We start from the raw sequence: 11,764 nt of genomic DNA on the forward strand, positions 1-11,764 counted from the left end.
ATGATGAATCCTCAACTCCCCCCATAGGGTGCTTCTACGCTCCACAAGAACACCGCTAAGACAATCTTCAAGCCAACCGCAACGTTCATCTTGACCAAACACGAAGACAATGCACAGGCTCTGCTGGTGGCTGTCAGAGTCAAAATGCAAATATGCATCTGGGTAGACCCCCTTAAAAGACAATATTATTTCCCGCTATTTTTTTGATTACTAGGGCTAGGGGCTGGTGGTGGAGCCGTTGGGCGCATTGATGGTTTATTCTGTGGATTAACATTCTGCCCCTTTACGAGCCCACGAATATTCCCTTCATTTAACGGTCGCTTTTCAGACATTTTCTTCTCCTAGTAACTCTCTTGGGACAGCTTCGATAGCAAATTGTCCAACTTGTTTAGATAAATATATTGTCGGTAAGGAATAAAGTTCAGCAGAATCACTGTAACGAAAGACCGTTACATCAGACAATACAACTTCTTGCATTTGCTCATTCTCGGAATAAGACACTACTCTACCTTGATAAGTTAACTGATTTTCGAAATCTCGGACATAAATCCAATCGATCTCTTTAGCATTAAGATAGTAAGAAAATAAGTTTTCATCGCCGTATTTAGAAGTGACCTTAAACCATGCTCCGATTATGAAAAAGACTTTCCTATTGATTAGAAGTGCTGCAAAAAACGAAACAGGTAACGATAATATAGATGCAAAAACAACTTCTAAGGCCGGTATCTTTGTCTTTCCATTAGTTGATACATCCCACACCTTCAAATGCGTCCACTCAATACCTTTCGTCGTCCCAGCACAGCAGATATCTATCGCATAAAATATTGTTTGAAGAAGCGCATAAGAAAAAACACCCAACACTAAAGCATATAGGCTAAATTTAAATGCAGTCCATTTACTATGCACAACTATCTTATCGCAAATGACATTAGCAATAATTCCTGGTAGCAAAATTACGATAAGAGTTACGACTAGTTGATTCATTACTTTCCTTAGTCCCTTTGAAGTAAAACTCTCAGAGACTCATATTACGCCATTCACATAGCCCCTTGGCAACAAAAAAGGCGCTGAGTCTAAACCCAACGCCTTTCTTAAAGCTTCTTTTCGTCCTACATCATTGTCTACATTTGCGTATACTTAACTGCATAAACTAAACGTAAGCAATTGATTTTAAAGGACCATAAGAGACAGCAATTGATTACATCATTCCACCCATGCCGCCCATTCCGCCCATGCCACCCATATCAGGTGCACCAGCAGCTTCTTCTTTAGGCAGCTCAGCTACCATCGCTTCTGTGGTGATCATCAGAGAGGCGATAGAAGAGGCGAATTGCAGCGCAGAACGGGTCACTTTAGTCGGGTCAAGGATACCCATTTCCAGCATATCGCCGTAAGTGTCGTTACCTGCGTTGTAGCCGTAGTTACCTTCGCCGTTCTTGATTTCGTTAACAACAACCGATGCTTCTGCACCAGAGTTGATAGAGATCTGACGCAGAGGCGCTTCCATCGCGCGCAGAGCCAGCTTGATACCGTGAGTCTGGTCTTCGTTTTCGCCAGTCAGGTCTACCAGTTTAGCGGCTGCACGAACCAGAGCAACACCACCACCAGGGACTACGCCTTCCTGAACCGCAGCGCGGGTAGCGTGCAGTGCATCTTCAACGCGGTCTTTCTTCTCTTTCATTTCAACTTCAGTAGCAGCACCTACTTTGATCACCGCAACACCGCCAGACAGTTTAGCCAGACGTTCCTGCAGCTTCTCTTTGTCGTAGTCAGAAGTAGAATCTTCGATTTGACCACGGATTTGAGCGCAACGACCTTCGATAGCGGCTTCGTCACCTGCACCGTCAACAACCGTAGTGTTGTCTTTATTTATAACTACACGCTTCGCAGTACCTAAGTCTTCCAGCTGAACTTTTTCAAGCTCCAGACCAATCTCTTCAGAGATAACAGTACCGCCAGTCAGGATTGCGATGTCCTGCAGCATAGCTTTACGACGGTCACCGAAACCAGGTGCTTTAACAGCAGCGACTTTCACGATACCGCGCATGTTGTTAACAACCAGAGTTGCCAGCGCTTCGCCTTCCAGATCTTCAGCGATGATCAGCAGAGGCTTACCGGCTTTAGCAACGCCTTCCAGTGTAGGCAACAGTTCGCGAATGTTTGATACTTTCTTGTCAACCAGCAGGATGAACGGGTTGTCTAATTCAACAGTGCCGTTTTCCTGGTTGTTGATGAAGTAAGGAGACAGGTAACCACGGTCAAACTGCATACCTTCTACTACGTCCAGCTCGTTTTGCAGAGCCTGACCTTCTTCAACAGTGATAACGCCTTCTTTGCCTACTTTTTCCATTGCTTCAGCAATGATTTGACCCACTTCTGAGTCAGAGTTAGCAGAGATAGTACCTACCTGAGCGATAGACTTGCTGTCCGCACAATCAGTAGACAGTGCTTTTAACTCTTCAACAGCTGCAGCAACGGCTTTATCGATACCGCGCTTCAGATCCATCGGGTTCATGCCCGCAGCAACAGATTTCAGACCTTCAGTTACGATAGCCTGTGCCAGAACAGTTGCAGTAGTAGTACCGTCACCGGCTTCGTCGTTTGCTTTAGACGCTACTTCTTTAACCATCTGCGCGCCCATGTTCTCGAACTTGTCTTCCAGCTCGATTTCTTTGGCTACAGATACACCATCTTTAGTGATGGTAGGGGCACCGAATGACTTATCCAGTACTACGTTACGGCCTTTAGGACCCAATGTTACTTTTACTGCGTTTGCAAGGATGTTAACGCCTTTCAGCATCTTCGTGCGGGCGTCATCACCAAAACGTACTTCTTTAGCTGCCATGTTTAAATTCCTCTAAATACGGTTAAAACGTTAAACGTCTATTACTCAACGATTGCCAGAATGTCGCTTTCGCTAACGATAAGCACTTCTTCACCTTCCAGCTTCTCGGTTTTTACACCGTAACCGTCGTTGAAAATAACGGTGTCGCCAACTTTTACGTCAAGAGCTTTAACTTCACCGTTCTCAAGGATACGGCCGTTACCCACAGCGATAACTTTCGCACGGGTAGATTTTTCTGCAGCAGAACCGGTAAGCACGATGCCGCCGGCAGATTTGGTTTCTTGCTCAGCGCGCTTAAGGATTACGCGGTCGTGTAAAGGACGAATTGCCATTTTCAAGTCTCCTGAAAATTCCAACTATCTAAATGTTAGTTAACAAGGACGTACGGTCTTGTGTACGCCATTTACTGTATAAAGAAAGCAGTCTCCTGCCTTCAAATCGTGTTCTGCGTGGATAGATGGGGGAGTCACCCTACAACTTCAAGGGGATTTGGTGAAAAAAATGCAAATTTTTTTACTTTTCTCAGGGGAGCGGGATAAATAATTAAAGAATAAAGTAATCAGGCCACACGACGGAGCGTGCGGCCGCAGAAGCTTATTTAAGGCGGGGCTTATCTTCACCGGCTGATTTGTCGGTGTACTGACCTTCAAATACATCGCCGTCAGCATTGTACTGGCCACCCTGAGGATGCTGACCGAATGGATCGGCGCCACCGGCAAAAGGCCCCTGTTGCTGAAACGAACCGGCCGTGACCACACGCATCTTCATATGCTTGCTGACAAATCCGGCGATAAGGTGACGGGTACCGGGCAACACCAGCAAAATACCGAAAATATCCGTGATAAAGCCCGGCGTTACCATTAACACACCGGCCACGGCCAGCATCAGGCCCTCCACCATTTCTTTGCCCGGCATTTCACCGCGCTGCATTTTTTCCTGCGCTATCTGTAAGGTGTGAATGCCTTCCCGCTTCACAAAGTAAGCGCCGATGAAGGCGGTTAATAACACAATTCCAATGGTGTTCCATCCGCCGATGATGCCGCCAACTTTTACCAGTAAGGCAATTTCGATGATGGGCATAATGGCGAACAGCAAAAATAAAAGTCGCAAAACTAAACCTCGTTGCTTAAGTTTAATGCCGGCTGCAGCACAAATTTACGTAGACTGTTACCAGCAAACTGAAAGAGTAAAGTGGGGTTGCTCACTTTAAACACAAGTTATTTGTTATGAGTACGACAGTTTTCACGGTAAGGGATTCGTTCTGAACAGAAAAATCTGAAAGAATACCGCTACTGCCACGGTCAGTTATGGGAAATGTCCGTTGCACCCTGATAATGCAGTATCCGGATCGGGACGGCTGAGCCACCATCCGCGATATTGCGCTTTTTCTGAAGGATAAGCTTGTTATGAAGTATTTTTCGTCCCTGCTGTTTATTTGCCTGTGTTTATTGCTGCCCGCACAGACCTCAGCACAAATTCCGGATTTCAATCAGGGAGACGCCTTCCCGCAACAGGAAGAGCCTGACTTTCTGCCTGTTGATGACGCTTTCGTGTTTGATTTTCAGCAAAACGACGATGAACTCACCCTTAACTTTACTATTGCAGATGATTACTACCTTTATAAGCACCAGTTCAAACTGGTGGGGAAAGACGTCGAATTAGGTGAGCCGGTATTTCCTGAGGGCAAAGAAAAAGAAGATGAGTTTTTTGGTCTCACCGAAGTGTACTACCACAATGTTTCCTTTACCGTACCGGTAAACCAGGCCAAAGAGGATGGCGTGGTGAAGGTCCGTTTCCAGGGGTGTGCTGACGCCGGCCTGTGTTATCCCCCGACCGTAAAAGTGATTTATCTGTCTGCTGTGGGTAATGCAGAACCCGCTGAGCAGGACAGCTCGTCTTCAGAAGCCAGCGGCGAAGCGGTAAAATCTGAGCAGTTCGGGCTGGCTGAAAGGCTGGCTGACAAAGACAATCTGCCTGTGACTCTATTACTGTTTCTGGCACTGGGCATTGGCCTTGCCTTCACTCCATGCGTATTCCCCATGTACCCCATTTTATCCGGCATCGTGCTGGGTCAGGGTAAAGGCATGAGCTTAAGCCGCGCCTTCACCTTAAGCTTTGTGTACGTGCAGGGCATGGCGATCACCTACTCCATTTTAGGTCTTGTGGTTGCTTCGGCGGGCGTACAGTTCCAGGCAGCCCTTCAGCACCCGGCCATTCTGGGCGTGTTTATTGTGCTGTTTATTGCGCTGGCTATGGCCATGTTCGGCGTGTATGAAATTCAGTTGCCGTCGTCCTGGCAGAGTAAACTTAACGATGTAAGCAATAATCAGAAACGCGGCAATTTTGCCGGCGTGTTTGTGATGGGTGTGCTGTCCGGTCTGGTGGCTTCTCCCTGCACCACCGCACCACTTACCGGTATTTTATTGTTTATCGCACAAACCGGCGACATGACATTGGGCTTCATTTCACTGTACGTACTTAGCCTGGGAATGGGTATTCCTCTTATTCTGTTTGGTATGACTGGCGGAAAACTGCTTCCGAAGGCCGGTAACTGGATGAACGTGGTGAAGGTGAGCTTCGGCTTTATGATGCTGGCCGTAGCGATTCTGTTTATCGAGCGCCTGTGGTCTTCGTCCTGGACTAATCTGCTATGGGCATTAACGGGTCTTGCTACCTTCTCTTACTATAGCGTAGTCAATCAGCCCACACAGCCGTCTTTCATGAAGGGTGTACGCACCTTGCTTGTTTCACTGGGCTTATTCGCCAGCGCCATGACCGGTTATGTCACGCTGTTTGGCGGCACGTCATCGCCGGTTGCGCAACAAAGTGGTCAGCACGGGAATGATGCGGGTCATCCGGAATTTATGGTCGTTAAAAACCTGGATGACTTTGAGCAGAAGCTGGCTGCTGCAAATGCCGAAGGCAAAACGGTGATGGTCGACCTGTACGCCGACTGGTGTGTGGCCTGTAAAGAATTTGAGAAGTACACCTTTCCCGATGAGGCGGTCATCTCTGCGCTTTCAAACACGGTATGGATGCAAATCGATCTCACAGAGAACACGCCGGTGAACCTGGCTTTCCAGGACGAGTTTGATGTACTGGGATTACCTACTATTTTGTTTTTCAATACTGCCGGTGAAGAAATCAATCAGTCCAGGGTAACGGGGTTTATGAGAGCAGACGCATTTGCTGACCACGTGAACCGGGCACTGGGCAATCAATAGCGGACCGGCCCGCTAAACCGCAGGCATAAAAAAAGCCCCTTGGGAGAAGGGGCTTCTGGTCCGGGTGAGACGTTATTTTAGTAACGCGCCTCGAACGTTAATCTTACTGAGCGCGGAGCCTGCCAGCTGTAAGCTGCTGACAAGTCAACCTTGAAGGTCCACGGTGTACGACCTGCACTGCCACGTGGTGCATAGCGGTACAGCTTGTCTTCCTGTGCACAGGTATCACCCTCTACAGCACAGCCCTGATAGATGTAGAACGTATCGCCGCAGCTGCCGTATACATTCGGATCTGTATCCGGGTAGCCCTGACCAAACGCAGACAGCGGACGACCGCTTGAAAGCGTAGAGTTAAAGCCCACAGTGAAGTCTTCAGTGACGTCATATGAACCATACATCTTGAACACGTGACGACGGCTTTGATCTACTATGCAGATATGATCTAACATCGGGGACTTAATCGCATCTTCCCTAACAAAATTAACCGTACCGGCAAGATGCGCAGAAACAAATAACCAGGTAGGTACACGTGGCTGCCGGGAATAAAGTGCCGGTGACGACATTAAGTGCAAACAAATGTTCGCGGAAGAATGGAAAAGCGTCTAGCTGGTATAGAGAGTGTTAAAAAACCATAGATTATCATCTAATCTTGCGTCTATTTCCCCTGATTAGACCAGTATTTTGCTGCGAAAACTATCTCATCCTCTATAATCTGCCGTTAACCTGGTGGAAATCCACAATTCGTGGTCCAAAATTCGTGCAAGCAGAGTTATTTTCTGTTGAAATGCGTTGTAAGCAATCATTTTAAGAAAGATAGCAGCAAGTTTATGGAAATTTTGTTACTTAATGGCCCCAACCTGAATATGTTGGGCAAGCGTGAACCGGAAACCTACGGTTACCAGACGCTTCAGGACATTGTCGATAATCTGGCTGAAAAAGCCAGCGCGGCAGGTGCGTCACTGAGCCATTTCCAGTCTAACGCAGAACACGAATTGATCAACCGCATTCATGATGCCATGGGAAAGGTGGATGCTATCATCATCAATCCTGCGGCATTTACACATACCAGTGTCGCCCTTCGTGATGCACTGTTAAGTGTAAACATCCCTTTCATTGAAGTGCATTTGTCAAATGTGCATGCAAGGGAACCTTTCCGCCATCATTCATATCTATCTGACGTTGCTGCAGGTGTCATCCTTGGCTTAGGTGCCATTGGTTATGAACTCGCATTGACGGCAGCCCTGAACCTGAAAAACTGAATTAAAAACGAGAAATGACAATGGATATCAGAAAAATTAAAAAACTCATCGAACTGGTTGAAGAATCCGGTATTGCCGAACTGGAAATCACTGAAGGTGAGGAATCTGTACGCATCCACCGTGGACCTACTGGTGCCGCTGCACCAATGGCTTACAATTATGCTGCACCAGCGCCTGCTCCTGTAGCAGCACCTGTTGCTGCCGCTGCGCCTGTTGCTGAAGCACCGGCTGCCGAGCAAGGTCCTACTGGCCATCAGGTTAAATCTCCGATGGTTGGTACGTTCTACCGCGCTTCTTCTCCTACTGCCAAGTCATTCGTTGAAGTCGGTCAGTCTGTAAACGTTGGCGATACCCTTTGTATCATCGAAGCAATGAAGATGATGAACCAGATTGAAGCTGACAAAGCGGGTGTTGTTAAAGCTATTCTGGTTGAAAACCAGGAACCGGTAGAGTTCGATCAGCCTCTGTTCATCATCGAATAATCAGGCGGCCGATATGTTAGATAAAGTACTCATAGCTAACCGCGGAGAAATCGCGTTACGTATTTTGCGTGCCTGTAAAGAACTGGGCATCAAAACCGTAGCCGTGCACTCTACCGCGGACAGAAACTTAAAACACGTACTGCTGGCAGATGAATCCATCTGTATCGGTGGTGCTTCTGCAACTGAAAGTTACCTGAACATTCCGCGCATTATTGCTGCGGCGGAGGTAACCAATTCAATTGCCATTCACCCCGGCTACGGCTTCCTGGCGGAAAACGCAGCGTTTGCTGAAGCGGTCGAGAAAAGCGGTTTTATCTTCGTTGGTCCGAAAGCGGACACCATTAACCTGATGGGCGACAAAGTGTCAGCGATTAACGCCATGAAAAAAGCCGGTGTACCTTGTGTACCGGGTTCCGATGGCCCGCTGACCGACGATGAAGAACGCAACAAAGCCATTGCTAAACGCATTGGTTACCCAATCATCGTTAAAGCTGCCGGTGGTGGTGGTGGTCGTGGTATGCGTGTTGTACGCAGCGAAAGCGAACTGATCCAATCTATCGCAACCACACAGGCAGAAGCCGGTGCCGCGTTCGGTAACCCGGTTGTGTACATGGAAAAGTTCCTTGAGAATCCCCGTCACGTTGAGATACAGGTACTGTCAGACGGTCAGGGCAATGCGATTCACTTAGGTGAACGTGACTGTTCAATGCAACGTCGTCACCAGAAAGTTGTGGAAGAAGCGCCGGCGCCTGGTATCTCAGAGCAAATGCGCAACAAAATTGGCGAGCGCTGCTGTAAAGCTTGTGTAGAAATTGGTTACCGCGGTGCAGGTACTTTCGAATTCCTGTACGAAAACGGCGAATTCTATTTCATCGAAATGAACACCCGTATTCAGGTAGAACACCCTGTTTCTGAAATGATCACCGGCGTTGATCTGATTAAAGAACAGCTTCGCATTGCTGGCGGTCAGCCACTGTCTGTTGACCAGTCACAGGTACAAATTCGTGGTCACGCCATTGAATGCCGTATCAATGCGGAAGACCCGGACACGTTCATTCCAAGCCCTGGCACAATCAACACTTTCCACTCACCGGGTGGTCTGGGTGTACGCTGGGAATCGCATATTTACAGCGGCTACAGCGTACCGCCGTATTATGATTCCATGATTGGTAAACTCATCACTTACGGTGAAAGCCGTGATGAAGCCATTGCCCGTATGCGCCACGCGCTGGACGAACTGGTAGTAGACGGCATTAAAACCAACATCCCGTTACAGCGCCGTATCATGGCCGATGAAAACTTCTTTGCCGGTGGTACTAACATCCACTATCTCGAGAAGAAACTCGGTATGGCGTAAACGTCAAAAATCGATAAAACACCCGCTTTTGCGGGTGTTTTTGTTTGTGCTGTTTTCACCGTCCTGAGAGTATGAAACGAAGAAAAGGAGAAAACTGTGCGAAAATTTTTGTTACTCACGCTCATTATGATCACCGCTGGATGTTCCAGTCAGGACTGGCGCAGTGCGTCCAGAGAGCCTGCGGGCATTGCTTATGCGCCGGATAACTTTTCTGACGCGGTTATCGAAGTCTATGCGGCTGATGCCTACAGCTGGCGTGGCTGGTTTGCCGTGCATACCTGGATTGCGGTAAAGCCGCAGGATGCACCGGAGTACACAGTGTATGAAGTCACTGGCTGGCGGGTAAAAAGTGGCCTGCCTGCGCTGAGGGAGTACACTACGCCGACGCCGGATCGCTACTGGTATGGAGCAAAGCCGGAGAAAGTCCTTTCGGTTACCGGTGAAAAAGCCAGAGCTTTGTTACCTAAGGTGCAGGAAGCCGTTGCCCGCTATCCCTGGGCAAATGAATATACCCTTTTTCCGGGACCGAACAGCAATACCTTTCCGGCCTGGGTAGGCCTTCAGGTTCCTGAGCTTGAACTGGATATGCCTCTTACCGCGATTGGTTCAGGTTACGCCAGGTAATGTTTGGTTACACTTCGCGGGTGGCTTAACACTTCATCAGCATCTACCTTATGAGTGCACCGGACGGACTGGTGCATCAGATACCTGCTCTTTACAGGTGTGTCTGACGATTCATTAAGGAGTTGTTTTATGTCGTCTTTTTTCAAAGCAGCCCCGCTGTTAGCTTCTGCAGTTGCCGCCGGTTTGTTTGCTCCCACTGCTTTGGCTGATGAAGACAGTGGTCTTTACGCCGGAGCCGGTTTTTTCACAACAACGTCCGAAGATTGCAGTAGTTGCGGCTACTCCGGTCAGTATGTGGAAGCCGGATACGATTTCAATGAAATTACCTCTGTAGAATTCAAATATGGCCGTGAAAAGGGGATGATTACCATTGCCTACGCCGGGTTAAATTTGGGTCACGATTTCAATACAGACTGGTTCCGTTTCTATGGAAAGCTGGGGGTATCGCGGATAGATGAAGACAACGCAGTGATAGACTCCGTTATCTGTAATGAATTTGAATGCATTCCCGGCTCTTACACGAGTACCTATCGCAGAAATGAGTTTACTGCCGGAATAGGCGCGAGATTCACCTTTTCAGGTAAGGCGCAGGGCTTTTATGCCAAGCTCGAATCAACAGCAGTATCAGACTCTGGCGATGACGTTTCTGCGGCATTGATGGCGGGTATTGGTTACCGCTTTTGATTTTGCATGCAGGGAGGCGGTGCTTCCGCCTCTCTCCTGTGCCTCGTTTAATCACTCGCAAGATCATTCGTAAAATACGATTTCACTCATCGCTTTTTCCCGATATCCGGACCAGCTGGTCAGCGCTATTATAATCTCAACTTCAAACGGGAAGACCTCTTCCTGAACATCTCTCCCGATGTGTTTGAGTTCCCAATCTCATTACGTTCCACTTCTATGCCAGCCCCGTGCTGGCTTTTTTTTGCCCGAACATTTGTCGCCTGAGCTAATGTAATAAATTCATCGTATTGTGTTTGGTTTATTTGTGTCCGGTATATGGAAAGCAGTGTTATGTGGCGGTATTTTTCAGGTTTGTGTGTTGCTCTTTTTATCGGCACCAGTGCTTCGGGTCAGAGTGAATGGTCTTTTAACGACAAGCTGGATTTACAGGTTCGTTCAGATGCCCGCTCAGACAGAGATCACCGCACTCAATACCGGATCCGCTATTATCCTCAACTCGCTATGGGGGAAAGCTGGAGCCTGAACAGTTTTATTGTCACCGGTAATGACTTCTCTTCAAGCCACAACACCTTGTTTGACGGTAGCAGCCAGCAGCTTCATGTCCGTCGTTTATATGTCAGACATACGTCATCTGCAGGCAAGACGGAGATTGGTATTATTCCCACCTACAAAGGGCGGGTATCTTCCACCGGCTTGTCGAAGGACGGCTGGATTGAAGGTATTCGCCATGTGGTTAATCTGAACAGTCATCACGCCGTAGAACTGGTTGCCGGGCAACTGGATAATCAGGATCCCTCAGATGCTCTGCAACTACCGGCGAAACTGGATTATGCAGAGCTGGAATATTCGGGCCGTTTTTCAGATAAAGCCGGCTTTGAGATCAGTCTGGAGCGCATGACAGGCGGTAATTTTGTCCGCAGTGAATACCGCTATGCCTGGCACCCGCAGCACGAAGTATTTATTGAGTGGATCCAGCGTCTTGACCAGTCACGCAATAAAGCCATTATTGGCGTTGCCGGGGAAGGTGCCATTAAAAACTATCCGCTGTCCTACTTTGTCTACGCTTCCCGGGTTGATGAAGGGCTGGGTTCCCGTGCGGAACTCACCGAGGACTTTCTCGGATACGGTCATGGCTTTTCCGGCGAAATAGGCGGCAGTGCGCTGTTCGCAGAAGATGCAGAATGGTTTATCCGGCTGGACGTGGTGGACAACGTTGAGCGTATTCTCACCGGTTTAAAAATGAAGTTATAAAAAAAGGCCTTCCCGGAGAGAAGGCCAAACAGCAAGAA

General features: G+C 48.1%; 11 protein-coding genes and 1 pseudogene. 7 read left to right on the forward strand and 5 right to left on the reverse strand.

Annotation, left to right across the window (positions count from 1 at the left end):
• Nucleotides 1-324 precede the first annotated feature (324 nt).
• From ACXAGC_RS02230 to ACXAGC_RS02245, 4 genes are all read right to left on the reverse strand, one after another.
• Nucleotides 325-984, reverse strand: coding sequence for a hypothetical protein (locus tag ACXAGC_RS02230; RefSeq protein WP_474842045.1), 660 nt, complete (start codon nucleotides 982-984; stop codon nucleotides 325-327).
• 214 nt (nucleotides 985-1,198) lie between these two features.
• Nucleotides 1,199-2,845 (reverse strand): chaperonin GroEL, encoded by a 1,647-nt coding sequence (gene groL / locus ACXAGC_RS02235; protein WP_474842047.1) that lies wholly within the window; start codon nucleotides 2,843-2,845, stop codon nucleotides 1,199-1,201.
• A 41-nt stretch (nucleotides 2,846-2,886) separates the two neighbouring features.
• The gene (locus ACXAGC_RS02240; RefSeq protein WP_349590566.1) at nucleotides 2,887-3,177 is read right to left on the reverse strand and encodes a co-chaperone GroES; all 291 of its coding nucleotides are present in this window, start codon (nucleotides 3,175-3,177) and stop codon (nucleotides 2,887-2,889) included.
• 262 nt (nucleotides 3,178-3,439) lie between these two features.
• Nucleotides 3,440-3,955: an FxsA family protein gene (locus tag ACXAGC_RS02245; protein ID WP_474842050.1), complete on the reverse strand. Its 516-nt coding sequence runs from the start codon at nucleotides 3,953-3,955 to the stop codon at nucleotides 3,440-3,442.
• A 296-nt stretch (nucleotides 3,956-4,251) separates the two neighbouring features.
• On the opposite strand from ACXAGC_RS02245, the gene ACXAGC_RS02250 reads away from it, so the two are divergent.
• Complete coding sequence (locus ACXAGC_RS02250) at nucleotides 4,252-6,069, forward strand: protein-disulfide reductase DsbD (protein ID WP_474842052.1); 1,818 nt, start codon at nucleotides 4,252-4,254, stop codon at nucleotides 6,067-6,069.
• 77 nt (nucleotides 6,070-6,146) lie between these two features.
• Here ACXAGC_RS02250 and ACXAGC_RS02255 read toward each other — a convergent pair.
• Nucleotides 6,147-6,485 (reverse strand): annotated as a pseudogene (locus ACXAGC_RS02255) (TonB-dependent receptor); the annotation flags it as partial.
• A 411-nt stretch (nucleotides 6,486-6,896) separates the two neighbouring features.
• Here ACXAGC_RS02255 and aroQ point away from each other — a divergent pair.
• The 6 genes from aroQ to ACXAGC_RS02285 all read left to right on the forward strand — a co-directional run bounded on the left by aroQ (nucleotide 6,897) and on the right by ACXAGC_RS02285 (nucleotide 11,726).
• Nucleotides 6,897-7,328, forward strand: a complete 432-nt coding sequence (gene aroQ / locus ACXAGC_RS02260; RefSeq protein WP_474842054.1) for a type II 3-dehydroquinate dehydratase — start codon at nucleotides 6,897-6,899, stop codon at nucleotides 7,326-7,328.
• Nucleotides 7,329-7,348: 20 nt separating this feature from the next.
• Complete coding sequence (accB, locus tag ACXAGC_RS02265; protein ID WP_119503064.1) at nucleotides 7,349-7,810, forward strand: acetyl-CoA carboxylase biotin carboxyl carrier protein; 462 nt, start codon at nucleotides 7,349-7,351, stop codon at nucleotides 7,808-7,810.
• Between the two features lie 13 nt (nucleotides 7,811-7,823).
• Complete coding sequence (gene accC / locus ACXAGC_RS02270; protein ID WP_474842057.1) at nucleotides 7,824-9,167, forward strand: acetyl-CoA carboxylase biotin carboxylase subunit; 1,344 nt, start codon at nucleotides 7,824-7,826, stop codon at nucleotides 9,165-9,167.
• A 126-nt stretch (nucleotides 9,168-9,293) separates the two neighbouring features.
• Entirely contained in the window at nucleotides 9,294-9,791 is a 498-nt protein-coding gene (locus ACXAGC_RS02275) for a DUF3750 domain-containing protein (protein ID WP_474842391.1), read from the forward strand.
• Nucleotides 9,792-9,920: 129 nt separating this feature from the next.
• Nucleotides 9,921-10,475, forward strand: a complete 555-nt coding sequence (locus tag ACXAGC_RS02280; RefSeq protein ID WP_474842059.1) for an outer membrane beta-barrel protein — start codon at nucleotides 9,921-9,923, stop codon at nucleotides 10,473-10,475.
• A 330-nt stretch (nucleotides 10,476-10,805) separates the two neighbouring features.
• On the forward strand, nucleotides 10,806-11,726 hold the full coding sequence (locus tag ACXAGC_RS02285) for a hypothetical protein (protein WP_474842061.1): 921 nt from the start codon (nucleotides 10,806-10,808) through the stop codon (nucleotides 11,724-11,726).
• The last annotated feature ends 38 nt before the right edge of the window (nucleotides 11,727-11,764 follow it).

This window comes from Alteromonas sp. AWJ4_197 (assembly GCF_056160285.1).